Origin of the sequence: Flavobacterium soyae (assembly GCF_045348165.1) — a bacterium.
Taxonomy (GTDB): domain Bacteria; phylum Bacteroidota; class Bacteroidia; order Flavobacteriales; family Flavobacteriaceae; genus Flavobacterium; species Flavobacterium soyae.
The window spans coordinates 256,706-274,894 of the sequence record NZ_CP150845.1; the positions used below are offsets into that span (position 1 = coordinate 256,706).

The following is an 18,189-nucleotide window of genomic DNA, read 5'->3' on the forward strand; positions in this document are numbered from 1 at the left end:
ACCTTAAAATCCAAAAATCATGACTAAATTAAGCATCTATGAAAACAAGTGGATCGATCTTGTTTTCGAAAACAAAAACAAAGAATACGGAGCGTACCAATTACGCCAGGAAAATTCTAAAACAACAGTTACGGCATTATTTATGGCCTTGTTGTTACTAACAGCCTTAGGAAGTGTATCGATGCTGATTAATAAATTTAGAACACATGATCCTGTTGAGGAACCAGTTCCTTTTGACCCTGTTATTCATTTAACAGATGTTGACCCAATAGTAATACCAAAAACAACGGAACCTATTGCTCCTCCAGTGCAATCAACTGCACCGGCGGCACCAATAGTGGAGTCAAGCCAATTGACACATCCGGTTATAGTAACATCAGATCAGGCAACACCAGACATTGCACCTAACATTAATAACACTCCTCATGTAGACAATGCTACAGGGACAGATGGAACGGTAGTAAATGCAGTGCCAGGAACTGGCGGTGGAGAACCAGCAATTGCTGATTCAGGCAGCAATGGAACAACAATTGTAAACACAAGTGTTTTAGACAAATTACCAGAGTTCCCTGGAGGAATTAAAAAGTTTTACACTTATGTTGGTAACAATTTTACAAAACCAGAATTGGATGCAGAAAGAACTTTGCGTGTTTACGTTTCATTTGTAATTGAAAAAGACGGTACAATGACTGACATTATTGTAAAAAACGATCCAGGATTTGGAATGGGAAAAGAAGCTGTTAGAGTTTTAAAATCATTAAAAACAAAATGGGCTCCGGGCATATTAGCTGGAAAACCAGTTCGTACGGCATACAATCTTCCAATAACAATACAAACAGGACAAACTGAATAAAAATAAAATATAGAAAAAGAAAAAGCAGAATTTAGGTTCTGCTTTTTTTATGGCTAAAAATAGAATTTCACCATTAAGAGATTAAGAAAAATAAGTTGAGCTTCTAATCCAAGTCTTAATTTTTCTTAATCTCTTAATGGTTAGAAAACTTTTTTATTCTCCATTTTACTTATTTTTACAAGATATTCAAAGACAATTAATCAATTTAAAAACAATAAAATGGGAATATTTTCAGCTCTTATGGGCAATGCCGGTACAGTAAGTCAGGAAGATTTACTAAAAAAATACGGTCAGCTTTTAACAGATAACGAAGAAATTGAAATGGGATTCAAACTTATTCGTGATACTTTTATCTTCACAAACAAAAGATTAATTTTAGTAGATGTTCAGGGATTAACAGGTAGTAAAACAGAATACAAATCTATCGCTTACAAAAGCATTACTCGTTTTAGCGTAGAAACAGCCGGAACATTTGACCTTGATGCCGAACTAAAAATCTGGGTGTCAAGTGAATTAAATCCTAGTATCGTAAAACAATTTAATAAATCTGTAAACGTATATGATGTTCAAAAAGTTTTAGCACATCATGTTTTAGGTTAATTATAAAATAAAAAACGGCAAATCTAAGACTTGCCGTTTTTACATGATATCAAAAACTATTTTTTCTTTGTTGTTGTCTTCTTTGTTGTTTTTTTCGCAGTTGTCTTTTTAGGAACTGTATTATCGATTTTTTGCTGAACGTATGGTTTGTATACTCCATCTTTTTCTGCTCTTGCCTTTGCATCATCAGCTCTTTTCTTAGAATCAGGATGCGAACTCATCATTTGATCAATAAATGAAGCTTCGGCTCCTTCACTCATTTTAGCTAAAATTCTGAAAGCAGATTCTTCAGCATTTACATTATAACCGTTTTTCTTTAAGAAGTTATAAGAGTATAAATCAGCTTCTGTTTCTTGTTTACGGCTGTGTTTACTATCGATTAAAGCACTTCCAATTTTTCCCAACTGGCTGTCTGTTACTGCAGATATTTTAGCAGATTGTGATGATGCTCCATCAATTAATGCTTCTTTTTGGTAAGCCGCACGCATCGCATCTCTTGAATCATTATTAGCAACGTGACCAATTTCATGGCCAATTACGGCTAATAATTCGTTATCATCCATGATATCCATTAATCCTGAATACACACGTACACTTCCATCTGCAGTTGCAAAAGCATTTACTTCTTTTAATTTATATACTTTATAATTTAAAGTAAAACCATCACCTGCTGTATGTTTTCCAAAAATTCTATTTAATCGCAAAGTATAACCATCATTTGGTCCTGCTACTTGATTTTCGGTATCTAATTTAGCTACTGCTTCTTTTGAAAGTGTTGCAGCATCAGCATTTGTTAAAGTGAAAGCTGTTACACCTTTCTGAACCGCTCCTATCGCTTTTTCACCTAAATTAATCTGTGCATTCATTTTTGTAAAACCAAAAACAACAAACAAAACCCCTAATGCGATAATTTTCTTTTTCATATCTAATTCAATTTACAATTTAACACCAAATGTATTACAAATAAAATTTCAAAATAAATTCTTTTAAGTTTATTTTATAACAATTAAAGGTATAAAAATTAAACGAGTAATAATCAATCAACTATGAATATTAATATTCTAAGATTTAAAATATAGAGAAAAGACACAATGCAAAACCATTTTATTTCACAAAACACAGTTTTTTAACTTTACAGCAAAACAATCCTCATTTTGCCAGACAAAAAACAAAAGTTCATATTTTCAAAATAACCATCAAACAAATCATCAAATAAACAACATTCCGTATCTTTGTGTTCTGATTTATGATATATGGAAACAGTCATTGAAAACATACCGCCTGCAAAACCGAAATGGTTAAAGGTAAAATTACCAATTGGACAAAAATATACTGAACTGCGCGGTTTGGTTGACAAATACAGCTTAAATACGATCTGCACCTCTGGAAGCTGCCCAAATATGGGAGAATGCTGGGGAGAAGGAACAGCAACTTTCATGATTCTAGGAAATGTATGCACCCGTTCCTGCGGTTTTTGCGGTGTTAAAACCGGACGCCCGGAAACGGTAGATTGGGACGAACCTGAAAAAGTAGCGCGTTCTATAAAAATTATGAATATTAAACATGCTGTAATTACAAGTGTTGACAGGGATGATTTAAAAGACGGAGGCTCTATCATTTGGATGGAAACTGTAAAAGCAATCCGTAGAATGAACCCAAATACTACTCTTGAAACTTTGATTCCGGACTTTCAGGGAATTGAAAGAAATATTGACAGAATTGTTGAAGCAAATCCTGAAGTAGTTTCTCATAATGTTGAAACCGTTCGCCGTTTAACCCGCGAAGTTCGTATTCAGGCTAAATATGATCGCAGCTTAGAGGTTTTACGCTATTTGAAAGAAAAAGGAATAAACAGAACCAAATCTGGAATTATGCTTGGTCTTGGCGAAACTGAAGAAGAAGTTTTTCAAACCATGACCGATCTGCGTAATGCAAATGTTGATGTTGTTACCATTGGTCAATACCTGCAGCCAAGTAAAAAACATTTGCCGGTAAAGGAATTTATAACCCCTGATCAATTTGCAAGATATGAGAAATTTGGTCTTGAATTAGGATTTCGTCATGTAGAAAGCGGACCGCTTGTTCGTTCTTCATACAAAGCACAAAAACATATTTTATAAAAAAAGTTTAACTGTTTAATCGTCAATTTGTTTAACCGTACTCCGATTAAATGATTTACCGATTAAACAATTAAACAAATAAACAAAACATTGAAAACAAGAATTGCTATTAATGGTTTTGGAAGAATTGGAAGAAATTTATTTCGTCTTCTTATAAATCATCCTGAAATTGAAGTTGTTGCAATTAATGATATTGCAGATAATAAAACCATGTCGCATTTAATAAAATACGACAGTATACACGGAGTTCTGCCTTTTCCTGTAAGTTATGATGAAACAGGAATTATTATAGATGAGAAGCATTATTTATTTTTTCATGAAAAAAATATTTCAAATCTGGACTGGAAAAGTCAGGCAATAGATTTTGTAATTGAATCGACGGGGAAGTATAAAACGCATGAAGAAATAAATGCGCATATTGAAGCCGGAGCAAAAAAAGTGATACTTTCTGCACCATCAGAGGTTGATACTATCAAAACAGTAGTTCTTGGAGTTAATGAAAACATACTAGACGGAACAGAGAATATTGTTTCAAATGCAAGCTGTACGACAAATAACGCCGCTCCGATGATAAAAATCATTGAAGAGTTATGCGGAATTGAGCAAGCATACATTACAACGATACATTCTTACACGACAGACCAAAGTCTTCATGACCAGCCACATAAGGATTTACGCAGGGCTAGAGGTGCAAGTCAGTCAATTGTTCCAACAACTACAGGTGCAGCTAAGGCATTAACAAAAATTTTTCCTAAATTGCATGAAAAAATAGGAGGCTGCGGGATTCGTGTCCCTGTTCCCGATGGTTCATTGACAGACATTACATTCAATGTTAAACGCGCTGTTACTATTGAAGAAATTAACATTGCATTTCAAAAAGCCTCAAAAACAAATTTAAAAGGAATATTAGATTACACAGAAGATCCTATCGTTTCTGTTGACATAATTGGCAATACACATTCGTGTTTGTTCGACGCACAATTAACTTCTGTCATTGACAAAATGGTAAAAGTCGTGGGTTGGTATGACAATGAAATTGGCTATTCATCAAGATTAATTGATTTGATTTTACTGATAAGAAAAACATAAGATTCATTGTAAATGCACTGCCATACATGAAGTACTATCTTTTATCTGTTGTTTGTTTTTTTAATTCATTTTTGTATTCTCAAATCAAACAGAATACAGACAGTGTTTCCTATTATAATAAACTGGCAAATAAAAAACTAAACAGCAAAGAGTACAGTCAGGCCGTTTTTTACACTAAAAAATCAATTGATTTTTGCGAAACTAATGACATCCCTGAAAATTTAGCCAACCAAACTTTTAAGCTTGGAAAAATTTACTACAACCAGCGGAAGTATGACGAAGCATTAAAAAACTTTCACAAAAGTGTTTCTTCATTTGACAGCGTAAAACCAACTTGCACTAAAATCTTAGCATTCCAATATATTGGAGCAGTAAATACCGCAAAAGGTGATTATAAAACTGCAGATATTTATTATGCAAAAGCCCAAAAACTTTTAAAACAGCTTGGCATTGTTGATAGTTCTGAAATTTTAGATTATCAAAAAGCGCTCGCATTTAAAACAAATAAAAATTTTCGTTTAGCTGCCAAAACCTTCCAAAAAATCATCAGAAAACCGGATAATCCATTGATTTTAGAAACCAAAAGTGATTCTTATTATCAACTTGGATTAATTGAAGCACAGCTTAAACGGAATGATTCTGCTATGATTTATTTTGAAAAAGCTCTTGATTATACTGATAAAACAAATAATCTTTCGCAAAAATCAAAAATAACTTTAGCAATAAGTCAATATTATAAACAAAATAGAAATTTTGATTTAGCTTATTCTTACTTAGATGAACATTATCAGTTAGAAAATTATATTCTAAAATTAAAAAATGCGAAAATAGATTTTAACGAATTTCAAAAATTCAAAAAAAATCAAACCTTAAACAATACGCTTAAACGAGAAAGCGAAGAAAAAATCCAGCTAAAAACGTATCGTTATTCTAAATTAGTCAGTATTTTGGCGATTGCCCTAATTTCGATTCTATCACTTTTGAGTTTAGCATTGTACAAAAACAATATTATTCGAAATCAGAATAATTTACTTTTAAGAGAAAAAAACAAAGAACTTATCCTGGCAAAAAATAAAGCCGAAAAAGCATCAAAAGCAAGATCAGAGTTTTTATCAACTGTAAGTCATGAACTGCGGACGCCTTTAAATGCGATTAACGGAATCACACATTTACTTCTTGAAGATAATCCAAAAAAAGCACAGTTAAAATACTTAGAATCGCTAAAATTCTCAGGAAATTATCTTACTACTTTTATAAACGAAATCCTTGAAATTAATAAAATTGACTCAACTAAAGTTGAAGTTGAAAACATTAGTTTTAATTTAAAAGAATTACTTTTTAATATTCAAAGTTCTCTGAAAGAACTGGCAACGGCTAATAAAAACTATTTCAATCTCGAAATTGACGATGCAATTCCAGACAGTTTAATTGGCGACCCTACCAAATTATCTCAAATTATATTAAACCTAATTAACAACGCACTAAAATTTACACAAAACGGAAATGTAAATGTAATTGCGAAATTATTTGCGCAGGAAGATGAAAATGCAACCATTTATTTTGAAATAGTCGATACCGGAATTGGTATTCCCGAAGATAAACTGCAAACCGTATTTGAAAGTTTTTCACAAGGTTCTATTGAAGTAAATCGAAAATATGGCGGCACAGGATTAGGGCTTACGATTGTTAAAAAGTTAATCGAACTTTTAGGAGGCGAAATCAAACTAAAAAGTGAAGTTGGCAAAGGATCAACTTTTACTTTCAAATTAAATTTTAAAATTAACAACGAACCTTTGGAAGCGGTTACAGAGGAAAAACCATATAACGACAAACAATTAAAACACAAGTCTATTTTACTGATTGAGGACAACAAAATCAATCAAATGATTACGCGTAAAATGCTTGAAAATAAAATGATTTGCTGCGAAATTATCGACAATGGCGAAGATGCAGTCGAGCTTTTAAAAGTAAAACGTTTTGATATGATTTTAATGGATGTGCATTTGCCCGGAATTAACGGAACTACTGCAACACAGCAAATACGGGACTTTGATAAAACAACTCCTATTATTGCATTGACAGCTATTTCGCTTGACGAAAACAGAGATATGCTTTTATCTTTTGGAATGAATGATGTAATTACAAAACCTTTTGTTCCCGACGAGTTTTACAGTACAATTGCTAAGTTTTTTGATTAGTAAAAGCTTCTAAGATGCTGAGTTTCTAAGATTCTAAGTTTTCTTTTATATACTGTAAAATCGAAACATCAAAATTTTGCTGATGATTGATAAACATGCTTTTTATGGGTAGATAATACAATTGAGAAACCAGCTTTGAATCTTTTAAGCGAACATAATCTTTCTCGGTTGTAATAATTTTTCTTCCGTTTGCTTTATTTTGGATAGAATCTAAATCGGCATCAGAAAAATGATGATGATCCGGAAAAATCAAACATTCGTCATTTTCATTTTTTAAATAATCAAAAAATGGTTTTGGTTTTGCAATTCCTGCTAAAAGCAGCTTTGATTCTGATTTAATTTCATCAACAGCAATCTTTTCATTTTTGCCATAAATTACAGTATCATAATCTATAAAAGTAAAGAAAATCTGCTGTGAATAATTTAGCTTTAATTTCAAACGAATCTCAGCTTGTTTTTCTTCCGATAAATTATTTGGACATTTAGTAACCACAACAATATTAGCTCTGTTGGCTCCACTTCTGCTTTCTCTTAAATTTCCTGTTGGCAGCATAAAATCATCTGCATATAAATCTCCGTAGGAAGTCAGCAGAATATAAAATCCAGCTTTTACTTTTCGATGCTGATAGGCGTCGTCTAATAAAATTACCTGTGGCTTATTTTTTTGCGAAAGCAATTGTGTAATTCCGTTTGTACGATTGGCATCAACTGCAACCTGAACATTTGGGAATTTTTGATAAAATTGAAAAGGCTCATCGCCCAGAATTTCAGCATTCGAAACTGCATCTGCCAAAACAAAACCTTCCGATTTTCTTTTATAACCCCGGCTTAAAGTCGCCACTTTATATTTATCAGATAATAACCGTATCAAATATTCAATTTGCGGAGTTTTCCCGGTTCCGCCTACGCTTAAATTTCCAACTGCAATAACCGGAATATCAAAAAAAGTTGATTTTAAAATTCCTTTGTCAAAAAGAAAATTACGAATGCTGGTTATGAATCCATATAGAATGGCGAAAGGGAAAAGTATTTTTCGAAGTAAGTTCATAGAATTATTTATCTGAATAATGACCCATTGCAGAAACAATAATAACAGTCACAATTTCCTCTTCTACCCTATAAATTAGTCGGTCTTTTTTATTGATTTTTCTCGACCAATAACCTGTATAATTGTATTTCAATTCTTCTGGCTGTCCTTCCCCAGAAAAAGGACTTTCCGTTAATTCTAAAAGTATTTTTTCAATTTTTTTAATAGTAGCTTTATTTCCTGATTTATAGTGATTTTTTAAATCCCTACGAGCAATATCCTCAAAGTCTACAAAATACTTCCCCATATATCATCAGGATTTAATCTTGTAGTTTTTCCTTTTTTAATATTTGCTTCTGCTTTTTTAATTTTCGCAACAAATTCAGGACTATATATACTCTCTGTTTTTTTAATTTTTTTTGAATCTGTTTCAATAATCTCTATTCCATCTGCATTTTTAAAAAAAGATTCAGACATAGCGATAAAAGCTTTTCCCGCTTTAGTGCGTTCGTTAATTTTTATTGTTATTGTAGTCATGTTTATCAATTTAAACACAAAGATACAAAATTAGTAATAGCCGTAATACTGTATTATCCGTATTACTAACTACAAAAAAATATCAAATATTTTAAAGTTGATATGTTTCTTCGTTAATTTGTTTTAGCTTTAAGGTTTGTCATCTGTTGAAAAAACTTGAAACCTGAAACAATAAAACTTGAAACAAAAAATGAAGATCAAAGACATTATAACCGTACTAGAAGAAATGGCACCTCTCGCCTATGCAGAGGATTTTGACAATGTGGGACTTTTAGTAGGAAATCTGGAAAACGAGAGTAACGGAGTTTTAGTTTGTCATGATGCGCTAGAAAATGTAATTGAAGAAGCAATAACTAAAAATTGCAATCTCGTAGTTTGCTTTCACCCTATTTTATTTTCTGGAATTAAAAAAATCACTGGTAAAAACTATGTCGAGCGCGCTATTTTAAAAGCCATTAAAAATGACATTGCTATTTATGCCGTACATACCGCTTTAGACAATCATTCGCAAGGAGTTAATAATATTTTCTGTAATACCTTAGGCTTAATAAACACCAAAATTTTAATTCCAAAACAGCAATTTCTACAAAAATTAGTTACTTATACTGTTACTGAAAATGCTGAAAAAGTTCGAAATGCTATGTTCGAAGCTGGTGCCGGAACCATAGGAAACTATGATAACTGCAGTTTTAATTCGGAAGGCTTTTTTACTTTTAAAGGAAATGAAAAAAGCAATCCAACAATTGGAGAAAAAGGGAAATTACATACCGGAACAGAAATAAAAATCGAAGTTATTTTTGAAAAACATTTACAATCCAGAGTTTTAAAAGCACTCTTAACGAATCATATTTATGAAGAAGTGGCTTATGAAATCTACGATTTACAAAACGCACATCAAAATATTGGTTTAGGAATGATTGGCGAATTAGAAAATGAAATGGATGAAAAAGAGTTTCTACTTTATGTAAAAGAAATTATGATTGCCCGCGGTATTCGTCATTCTGCCTTTACCGGAAAAAAAGTAAAAAAAGTAGCTGTTTTGGGTGGCTCGGGAAGCTTTGCCATAAAAAATGCAATTCAGGCTGGAGCCGATGCATTTTTAACTGCTGATTTAAAATATCATCAGTTTTATGAAGCAGAAAACAAGTTACTTTTAGCCGATATTGGTCATTTTGAGAGTGAACGCTATACAAAAAACTATATTGTTGATTATCTTCGAAAAAAAATTCTTAATTTTGCGATCATTTTATCGGAAGAAAATACAAATCCAGTTAAGTACTTATAGAATATGACGAATACGAAAGAATTAAGTGTTGAGGACAAGTTAAGAGCAATATATGATTTACAGCTTATTGACTCTAGAATTGACGAAATCAGAAACGTTAGAGGAGAACTTCCTTTAGAGGTTGAAGATTTAGAAGATGAAGTTGCAGGTTTGAGCACTCGTTCAGAAAAACTGAAAGGTGAACTTGAAGTGATTGAGGAGCAAATCAAAGCAAAGAAAATTGCTATTGAGGAGCATAAAGAGGTTATCAAGAAATACACAAAACAACAAGAATCAGTTCGTAACAACAGAGAATTTAATTCTTTGACAAAAGAAGTTGAATTTCAGGAATTAGAAATTCAATTAGCTGAAAAGCAAATCAAAGAAATGAAAGCTTCTATCGAGCACAAAAAAGAAGTTATTTCTAATTTAAAAGAAAAACTTGATGCTAAAAGCTCTCATTTAAAACATAAAAAATCTGAATTAGATGCTATTATGGCTGAAACTCAAAAAGAAGAAATCTTCTTATCTGAGAAATCAGCTGAATTTTCAGCTCAAATCGAAGACAGATTATTAGCTGCTTACAACAGAATCAGAAGCAGTGTTCGTAACGGATTAGCTGTAGTTTCTATCGAAAGAGGAGCTTCTGCAGGATCTTTCTTTACGATTCCGCCGCAAACTCAGGTTGAAATCGCTTCAAGAAAGAAAATCATTACTGATGAGCACTCTGGAAGAATTTTAGTTGACACTCAATTAGCAGAAGAAGAAAAAGAGAAAATGGAACAATTGTTCTCAAAATTCTAAATATCAAGTCCCGATTAAATCGGGACTTTTTTTTGCCATTATTTTTGCCGCAGATTAAAAGGATTAACACAGATTAAATTATTCTTATGCTGAATAAAATCTTTTTAATCCTTTTAATCTGTGACAAAACATTTTTTACCTTTAGAAAAAATTTAAGTTTTGGGAATTAAAAAAGGCATTCGTTTTATTACATTAAAATCAGTTGGATCTTATATTAACTTTTTGAGTTATGTGCGCCCGCAAAAAGCTATGGAACTTTCTTATGCTCTTTTTAGTCAGCCAAGAATTGGGAGATTAAAAAAAGAAACACTTCCAAAAGTTTTAAGAAATACAGAATCAGAAATTTTCCATCATAACGAACATCATTTTCAAACCTATATCTGGAAAGGAAATGAAACCAAAATTTTATTGGTTCACGGTTGGGAAAGTAATGCTTCACGCTGGAAAAAAACATTACCTCATCTACAAAAATCCGGAAGTACTATTATTGCAATTGACGCGCCTGCCCACGGTCAAAGCAGCGGAAAAGAATTTAATGTTCCGCTTTATGCCGAATTCATCAATAAAGCCGTAGAAAAATATCAGCCAGAAATTATTATTGGACATTCTATTGGCGGCGCAGCATGCGTTTATCATCAGTATTTATTTCCGAATACGAGCATTAATAAAATGGTTATTCTTGGCGCTCCGTCTGATTTAAAAACTTTGATTGATAATTACATTTCAATGCTGAGTCTAAACAGCAAAATGTTAACTCTTTTAGAAAGCAAATTCATAAATCGCTTCAACTTTAAACTGGAAGATTTTTCAGGACAAAAATTTGCATCTCAATTTACTATTCCTGGTTTCATTGCGCATGATACTTCTGATAAAATTGTGGCTTTCGCCGAAGGAAAAAAAATAGCCAGCAACTGGAAGAACAGTCAATTTATCGAAACGAAAGGCTTAGGCCACGGAATGCATGATGATGAATTGTATCAAAAAGTGATTGAGTTTCTTTTTGAAGGAACAAAGTAACAGAGGTTCAAAGGGACAAAGTTTTTCCAAAAATCTAAAATCTGAATTCTAAAATCAAAAATCAAAATGATCGCAGTAATTTTTGAAGTTATTCCTAATGAAGGAAAAAAAGAAGAATATCTTGATATCGCTGCAAGTCTGCGTCCTGAATTAGACCATATTGAAGGTTTTATTTCTATTGAGCGATTTCAGAGTTTTTCTGATCCTTCAAAAGTTTTGTCATTATCTTTTTGGAAAGATGAAGAAAGTATTCAGCAATGGAGAAATCTTGAAATACATCGAGCTGCGCAGGCAAAAGGCCGAAATGAGGTTTTTAAAGATTATCATTTACGAATTGCAACTGTTGTTCGTGATTATGGAATGTTTGAAAGAAAAGAAACTCCTGAGGATAGTTCGATTTTTCATGATTCTTAGAAAAGGTTCAAAGGTGCAGAGGTTCAAAGTGACAAAGGTTTTTTTTATAGATTCTGAGGTTCTGAGTTGCTAAGGCCCTAAGTTTCTTTTTTGGTATAAGCTTTTGAAAATCTTAAATTCTAAGAAGTCTAACAATCTAAGAAGTCCTAAATTTTAGCTACTTTTGCAGTATGGAAGAAAATCTTAAACGTCTTAATAAATTTATTGGTGAAACGGGTTATTGTTCTCGTCGTGAAGCCGATAAATTAATTGAAGAAGGACGTGTAACAATAAATGGCACTGTGCCGGAAATGGGAACTAAAGTTTCGCCAGATGATGAAGTACGCATAGACGGAAAATTAATCGTAGAAAAGCACGAAAAAATGGTTTATCTGGCTTTCAACAAACCCGTTGGAGTCGAATGCACCACTAATTTAGAAGTCCGAAATAATATTGTGGATTATATCAATTATCCGAAACGTATTTTCCCTATTGGTAGATTGGATAAAGCGAGTGAAGGATTAATTTTTATGACGAATGACGGTGATATTGTAAATAAGATTTTACGCGCCAGAAACAATCACGAAAAAGAATATACGGTTACCGTAAACAAACCTATTACAGATCGTTTTATTCAACGAATGGGAAATGGTGTCCCGATTTTGGATACTGTTACCAAAAAATGTAAAGTAGAACAAATCAGTAAATACACTTTTAAAATAATTCTGACCCAAGGTTTAAACCGTCAGATTAGAAGAATGTCTGAATATTTGGGTTATGAAGTTACGGCTCTTAAACGTATCCGAATTATTAATATTTCTTTGGATATTCCGGTTGGTCGTTACCGCGATTTAACCGATGCTGAAATTAAAGAATTAAATCAGTTAATTGAGCCTTCGAGTAAAACGGAAGAAGCTAGTCTTCCTAAAGTTGAGGCTCCAAGTCAAAGCACTAATCGAAGAACAACGTTTATTTCTAAACACGATCCCCGATTTAAAAAAAGAGGTGACAACAATTAAATAAAAGTCCCATTTGAAATTTCAAATGGGACTTTTAAATTTATTTCTTATTATCTAAAAATTCATAATACAAAGCCTTTGATAAAAAACCTGCATTTTGATAATTTGAAATTAATTCTTCTCTTATACCTTCATCATAACCTCCGCTTAGATTATTTTTTGAAAAATAGTCTCTTCTGGCATCATCATTAAAGTTTAATCCGCTTAAAAATACTGGTTCTACTCCTTTATTTACCGAAATATTATAATTGGTTACTAAATTTCCCCAATTTACATAACTGCATATCAATATTGTTGCATAGAAATACCAAACCATTTGATTGAAAAGATAGGCATTTGTTTTTTGTTTCGTTATTTTTAAGAAAGAATAAACTAAACCGATAATGGCTAAAATTAAAAAAGCATAAACTCCGAGACGTTTGTATGTTAAACCGTAAAAAGAAACATATTCTGAGTTTTTAACTATGGCACTTACAATTAAAACTACATTTAATACAATCCATGTTTTTGCCAGTTTTTTTAATGTTGTGGCTTTTTCATCAAAATTGAATCCACCTTTAAAGTAAAATAAGATTACGCCAACTGCCATTAAGATTGAAAATATAACTGCATTTACTCGTTCGTGCGTATCTGCACTTAGGTTTGTTTTTTCGACTACTTCAAAAAATTGCTCGTAATTATATGTTCCAATGAAGATTAGAAGCATAATATTCAACATAAATAATGTGATCACCCCGCTTTTTCTTTCAAAATCCAAGTCTAAGAATGAGAATGTACTTTGATTTTTTACTTCAGAAATATTCGTGAATTCATTGTTTAGTTTTGGATTGAACTGATAAGAAATATCCGGAACCCAATAATTCCAAAAACTGAATGAGATATAAAATCCTAAAATGCACATAGCTATTAATTGAGGCAGATTAATATCTAATGTATAATCAGTAAACAATGAAGAGAAATGATTGCTCCCAAAAGAATAAACGATAAAAAATAATCCAAGAAACACTAACGGAATAATTACAAACGCTACTAGCTTTTTAGCAAAGTCATTGTGTATTTTTCGTTCAGGAAGCCATTGGCTAAATATAAAAATACGCCCTATTGTAGTGATTCCGTTTAGGAATATTAAGGGGAAAATCTGAATGATTTTAAGTTCTCCATCCTGCGTTTTAAATTGTAAAAACAGAATTGATAATGCTAAAGCAAAAAACGAAGCGGCGTCTCCATACCACGCAAAGGCAAAACAAGATAAAATAGAAGTCATAACAAGAACAAGATGTGATCTGTTTACAAACTTTTCCTGAAAGAAATAACTAATTAACAGAGTAAGTATCACTCCAAAAATAGAAATGTTGATTCCCACAGATTCATTGTAAAAAAGCAGTATAAAAACCGCTGTACAAGCTAGAATAATTTGATGTTTTTTCATTTTTGTAGATTTTTATTTGTTATTGGTCAAAAATGTAATTGCCTTATTTGCTGGTTGTAAAAACATTATCGGCAATTTCATGATTTTAATTTTTAAAAGTACTTTGTAATTCAAAGTTTTTAGGTAAAAAAATATAATTATTAGGATTTCATTAATTTTTCGAGATAAGAAAGGTGTTCTTTAAACGCTGCGCGGCCTAGCGGCGTTACCTGATAAGATGTTTTTGGTTTTTTACCAACAAATTCTTTCTTAACTTCGATGTATTCAGATTTCTCCAATGCTGAAGAATGACTTGCTAAATTACCATCGGTGATATTTAAAAGCGTTTTCATCTCGGTAAAATCTACCCAGTCGTTAACCATCAGAACGGACATTATACCCAATCTGACACGGCTTTCAAAATCTTTATTTAGTTTATCAATAATTCCCATTGGGTTATTTGTATTTTTTGAACATCACCAATCCATATGCGATATGCAGGATACCAAATCCTAAGATCCAAAATATTAAACCATATCCAATATAAAAAAGTGAAATACATCCTAACAAAAGCTCAGAAAAGCCTAGATATTTTATATCTGAAAATGTATATTTTTCAGCATTGATAACGGCTAGTCCATAAAATAATAAAGTAGACGGTGCTACTAAACCGTAATATCCGTGGTATATTAATGCTAAACAAAATATTCCTCCTGCTGCCAGTGGAACTGCCAGATTAAACAACATATTTTTTGTGGCAGAGGTCCAAATTGGCAAATTGTATTTTTTGCTTTTTCTAACAGTAAAGAAAGTTCCAAATACAAATGCGCAAACTAAAATTATTACCCCAATCCAGATTAATTCTGAAACTAAGCTGCCAGATAAAACTATATGTTCGTCAGTAAAATATTCTATGCCATTTACTTTAAAAAGCTGATAGACATATAATCCGCCTATCAATGCCGAAAGTCCCGCGAAAACTCCTGAAAGTCCGCTTAACGATATAAATCTTGAAGAACGTTCCATCATGGAACGAATATGTGCTAAATCTTCTTGGTGCTTTTGATTCATAATTAAAGTACTTTGCAGCACAAAGTTATTATTTATTTTGAATTGACAAATAAAAAATTGAGTTTTTTATTTTAATTTATTTGTAGGCGTAATAATGAATTGTGTTCCGTAGGTATGAAATGTGTAATCCCTACGGGATATTTTACCGGGAGGTATTAAATATTATGCTACCGATATTTAACTCCTAACAGAGTATCTCGGAGAGATTAAATATTGGTAGATAAAAACATATGTCACGAATTTTGTCCCATAGGGACTACACATTTAATTGATCCTGAAATTATACCTACAAGGTTTTGGAAACCTTGCAGGAACGGGATTTGTTTTTACCTGAGTGTGCGTGAGGGATAGGAGCTGGCTACCGAAGTAGCGCAGATAGCCCGACCGTCCAGATATAAGAAGGCGTATTTACATAAAGTATATTGGCCTTCTTATATCGGGACGGTCACGCCCAAAGTATAGAAACGAAAAAGCCTATTCGTAATGAACAGACTTTTATATTTTTTCTATTTAAAACCATCTTCTTCTTTTGAATAAAAAGACTCCGAAAGTTGATAAGATTACGGAAACTAAAAGCAGAATCCAGATTCCGTATTTACTTTCTTCCAGACCATTTGGCACGTTCATTCCGTACAAACTGGCGATTAGGGTTGGAATCATTAAGATGATCGAAATTGAAGTCATCTGCTTCATGATGTTATTCATATTATTCGAAATTACCGAAGCATACGCATCCATCATTCCGGTTAAGATGTTGCTGTAAATATTGGCCGTATCCTGTGCCTGGCTTAATTCGATTTCGACATCTTCCAGTAAGTCTGAATCGTAATTTGCTTTATACGCTTTTAGGTTTTTAATGCGTTGAAACAAAACATCGTTTGCTTTTAATGAGGTAATAAAAAATACCAAACATTTTTCGATTTGAAGCAATGCCTGCAATTCTTCATTTTTAATTGACTTTTCTAAATTATCCTCTGCCAGTTTTATTTTTTGATTGACTTGTTTTAAGTATTTCAAATACCAAACGCTTGATGAAAGAAGCAGTCTCAAAACCCAGTCGAAATTGTCTTTAACCTGAATATTTTTGCGTCGGGAATACAACATAAAATCATATATGATTTCTGTTTTGTAAAAAGTTATGGTTACGCAGACATCATTTTTAAAAATTACGCCTAGCGGAATGGTTTGAAAAGGGAGTTTAATATCGTTACTTTTTATAGGAACGCGCATGATGATAAGCGTCCAGCCGTCTTCAATTTCTATACGGGGTCTTTCGTCGATATCTTCAATATCATTGTAAAAAGCTTCGGGAATTTGAAGTTCTTCTAGTAAATATTTTTTTTCTGTTTCTGATGGATCTTCAATGCTTATCCAGCAGTTTGGAGTCCATTTTGGTATTTCTAGTAATCCGTTGTCATTTGTGTAAAAGGCTTTCATTTCAAAATACAGGGTTTTAGCGCAGCATTTTGAAAGATTTCAAAAGCTGCTTTTAATTTAATACTAACGAATAATAATCGTCCATTTGGAGAAGTGTTTTTTAAGTGTGGCAAAAGTATCCTTTATTTTTAAGAACCAAAACTTTAAAAGTATTAATTATATATTAAAATGGTTTTTAAACACATAGAAACATAGATATTGTAAGTGTAAAAAGGCATTCCATTTTTTCTAAACAAACATAGTTAGAGCCAGCTATGTGAGAGAAATTTGCTTCTCTTTCATATTCTTTTATAGACTTAAATCTATGTTTCTATGTGTTAGAAAATTTTCAGTTGTATAGTACAAAAAAGCCTGCTCAATTGAACAGGCTTTATAAATTATATTAGAAACAAATTACTTGTTTTTCTGACTTCTCATTTTACGTGCTAAAAGTGTATTTTTAAGCAGCATTGCAATTGTCATTGGTCCTACTCCACCAGGAACCGGCGTAATAAACGATGCTTTTTTGCTTACTCCGTCAAAATCAACGTCACCTTTTATAACGTAGCCTTTTGGGTTTGATGCGTCATCTACACGAGTAATTCCAACGTCGATAATTGTTACTCCATCTTTTACCATATCTGCTTTTAAAAATTCAGGAACTCCTAAAGCTGTAATAATAATGTCAGCATTTTTAGTGTATTCTTCTAAGTTTTTAGTACGACTGTGTGTTAGGGTAACTGTCGAATCTCCCGGGTTTCCTTTGCGGCTCATTAAAATACTCATTGGTCGGCCTACGATGTGGCTTCTTCCAATTACTACGGTATGTTTTCCTGAAGTTTCTACTTTGTAGCGTTCTAACAATTCCATAATTCCAAATGGTGTTGCCGGAATAAAACTTTCCATTTCAAGTGCCATTCTTCCAAAGTTAGTCGGGTGAAATCCATCTACATCTTTATCAGGATCGATTGCTAATAGGATTTTTTGCTCGTCGATATGTTTCGGTAAAGGGAGCTGCACAATATATCCGTCAAGATTATCGTCTTCGTTTAGTTCTTTTATTTTAGCAAGCAGTTCATCTTCGGTAATCGTTTCCGGAAGACTTACTAAAGTTGAATCAAATCCGATTTCCTGGCATGATTTTACTTTACTTCCTACGTAAGTTAAACTTGCTCCGTTTGTTCCAACTAAAACGGCTGCTAAATGAGGTACTTTTCCTCCGGCCGCTTTTATGGATTGAACTTCGGCTGCAATTTCGTTTTTAATGTCGTTAGATGTTTTTTTACCGTCTAGTAGCTGCATTTGTTTTGTTTCAGGTTTATCTTTTTGTTTCAAGTTTCAGGTTTCACGTTACTTGTGAAACTTAAATATTA

General features: G+C 32.5%; 19 protein-coding genes. 10 read left to right on the plus strand and 9 right to left on the minus strand.

Going from position 1 to position 18,189, the window contains the following annotated elements:
* Nucleotides 1-19: 19 nt before the first annotated feature.
* Nucleotides 20-853, plus strand: coding sequence for an energy transducer TonB (locus tag AABD74_RS01180; protein ID WP_406844449.1), 834 nt, complete (start codon nucleotides 20-22; stop codon nucleotides 851-853).
* Between the two features lie 219 nt (nucleotides 854-1,072).
* Nucleotides 1,073-1,453 carry a PH domain-containing protein gene (locus tag AABD74_RS01185; protein WP_012022332.1) on the plus strand — a complete coding sequence of 127 codons (381 nt, stop codon included), beginning with the start codon at nucleotides 1,073-1,075 and terminating at the stop codon, nucleotides 1,451-1,453.
* A gap of 56 nt (nucleotides 1,454-1,509) precedes the next feature.
* Here the strand turns inward: AABD74_RS01185 and AABD74_RS01190 are convergent, their stop codons facing one another.
* Nucleotides 1,510-2,376 carry a M48 family metalloprotease gene (locus tag AABD74_RS01190; protein WP_232680905.1) on the minus strand — a complete coding sequence of 289 codons (867 nt, stop codon included), beginning with the start codon at nucleotides 2,374-2,376 and terminating at the stop codon, nucleotides 1,510-1,512.
* 330 nt (nucleotides 2,377-2,706) lie between these two features.
* On the opposite strand from AABD74_RS01190, the gene lipA reads away from it, so the two are divergent.
* From lipA to AABD74_RS01205, 3 genes are all read left to right on the plus strand, one after another.
* Entirely contained in the window at nucleotides 2,707-3,573 is an 867-nt protein-coding gene (gene lipA / locus AABD74_RS01195) for a lipoyl synthase (RefSeq protein ID WP_232680903.1), read from the plus strand.
* A 90-nt stretch (nucleotides 3,574-3,663) separates the two neighbouring features.
* Nucleotides 3,664-4,662: a type I glyceraldehyde-3-phosphate dehydrogenase gene (gene gap / locus AABD74_RS01200; protein WP_232680900.1), complete on the plus strand. Its 999-nt coding sequence runs from the start codon at nucleotides 3,664-3,666 to the stop codon at nucleotides 4,660-4,662.
* Between the two features lie 26 nt (nucleotides 4,663-4,688).
* On the plus strand, nucleotides 4,689-6,860 hold the full coding sequence (locus tag AABD74_RS01205) for an ATP-binding protein (protein WP_232680898.1): 2,172 nt from the start codon (nucleotides 4,689-4,691) through the stop codon (nucleotides 6,858-6,860).
* A gap of 25 nt (nucleotides 6,861-6,885) precedes the next feature.
* Here the strand turns inward: AABD74_RS01205 and lpxK are convergent, their stop codons facing one another.
* The 3 genes from lpxK to AABD74_RS01220 are packed head-to-tail and all read right to left on the minus strand — an operon-like array spanning nucleotide 6,886 to nucleotide 8,424.
* Nucleotides 6,886-7,908: a tetraacyldisaccharide 4'-kinase gene (lpxK, locus tag AABD74_RS01210; protein WP_232680896.1), complete on the minus strand. Its 1,023-nt coding sequence runs from the start codon at nucleotides 7,906-7,908 to the stop codon at nucleotides 6,886-6,888.
* A gap of 4 nt (nucleotides 7,909-7,912) precedes the next feature.
* Nucleotides 7,913-8,194, minus strand: coding sequence for a Txe/YoeB family addiction module toxin (locus AABD74_RS01215; protein ID WP_406844450.1), 282 nt, complete (start codon nucleotides 8,192-8,194; stop codon nucleotides 7,913-7,915).
* Nucleotides 8,176-8,424: a DUF2683 family protein gene (locus AABD74_RS01220; protein ID WP_073486552.1), complete on the minus strand. Its 249-nt coding sequence runs from the start codon at nucleotides 8,422-8,424 to the stop codon at nucleotides 8,176-8,178. The genes AABD74_RS01215 and AABD74_RS01220 overlap by 19 nt, the downstream gene beginning before the upstream one ends.
* Before the next feature lie 190 nt (nucleotides 8,425-8,614).
* Here AABD74_RS01220 and AABD74_RS01225 point away from each other — a divergent pair, with 190 nt between their 5' ends.
* From AABD74_RS01225 to rluF, 5 genes are all read left to right on the plus strand, one after another.
* Nucleotides 8,615-9,709: a Nif3-like dinuclear metal center hexameric protein gene (locus tag AABD74_RS01225; protein WP_406844451.1), complete on the plus strand. Its 1,095-nt coding sequence runs from the start codon at nucleotides 8,615-8,617 to the stop codon at nucleotides 9,707-9,709.
* Between the two features lie 3 nt (nucleotides 9,710-9,712).
* A complete protein-coding gene (locus tag AABD74_RS01230) occupies nucleotides 9,713-10,492 on the plus strand; it encodes a zinc ribbon domain-containing protein (protein ID WP_232680886.1) in 780 nt (259 codons plus the stop codon).
* 159 nt (nucleotides 10,493-10,651) lie between these two features.
* The gene (locus AABD74_RS01235; RefSeq protein ID WP_232680884.1) at nucleotides 10,652-11,509 is read left to right on the plus strand and encodes an alpha/beta fold hydrolase; all 858 of its coding nucleotides are present in this window, start codon (nucleotides 10,652-10,654) and stop codon (nucleotides 11,507-11,509) included.
* A 66-nt stretch (nucleotides 11,510-11,575) separates the two neighbouring features.
* Nucleotides 11,576-11,923 carry an antibiotic biosynthesis monooxygenase gene (locus AABD74_RS01240; RefSeq protein WP_232680883.1) on the plus strand — a complete coding sequence of 116 codons (348 nt, stop codon included), beginning with the start codon at nucleotides 11,576-11,578 and terminating at the stop codon, nucleotides 11,921-11,923.
* 170 nt (nucleotides 11,924-12,093) lie between these two features.
* Entirely contained in the window at nucleotides 12,094-12,921 is an 828-nt protein-coding gene (gene rluF / locus AABD74_RS01245; RefSeq protein WP_406844452.1) for a 23S rRNA pseudouridine(2604) synthase RluF, read from the plus strand.
* 40 nt (nucleotides 12,922-12,961) lie between these two features.
* On the opposite strand, the gene AABD74_RS01250 is transcribed toward rluF, so the two are convergent.
* From AABD74_RS01250 to AABD74_RS01270, 5 genes are all read right to left on the minus strand, one after another.
* Nucleotides 12,962-14,350 (minus strand): DUF4173 domain-containing protein, encoded by a 1,389-nt coding sequence (locus tag AABD74_RS01250; RefSeq protein WP_406844453.1) that lies wholly within the window; start codon nucleotides 14,348-14,350, stop codon nucleotides 12,962-12,964.
* 140 nt (nucleotides 14,351-14,490) lie between these two features.
* Nucleotides 14,491-14,781, minus strand: a complete 291-nt coding sequence (locus tag AABD74_RS01255; protein WP_053472423.1) for a transcriptional regulator — start codon at nucleotides 14,779-14,781, stop codon at nucleotides 14,491-14,493.
* 4 nt (nucleotides 14,782-14,785) lie between these two features.
* Nucleotides 14,786-15,400, minus strand: coding sequence for a hypothetical protein (locus AABD74_RS01260; protein WP_406844454.1), 615 nt, complete (start codon nucleotides 15,398-15,400; stop codon nucleotides 14,786-14,788).
* Nucleotides 15,401-15,910: 510 nt separating this feature from the next.
* Nucleotides 15,911-16,837 carry a magnesium transporter CorA family protein gene (locus AABD74_RS01265; protein WP_406844455.1) on the minus strand — a complete coding sequence of 309 codons (927 nt, stop codon included), beginning with the start codon at nucleotides 16,835-16,837 and terminating at the stop codon, nucleotides 15,911-15,913.
* Between the two features lie 393 nt (nucleotides 16,838-17,230).
* Nucleotides 17,231-18,118, minus strand: coding sequence for a bifunctional 5,10-methylenetetrahydrofolate dehydrogenase/5,10-methenyltetrahydrofolate cyclohydrolase (locus AABD74_RS01270; RefSeq protein WP_073486560.1), 888 nt, complete (start codon nucleotides 18,116-18,118; stop codon nucleotides 17,231-17,233).
* Between the last annotated feature and the right edge of the window lie 71 nt (nucleotides 18,119-18,189).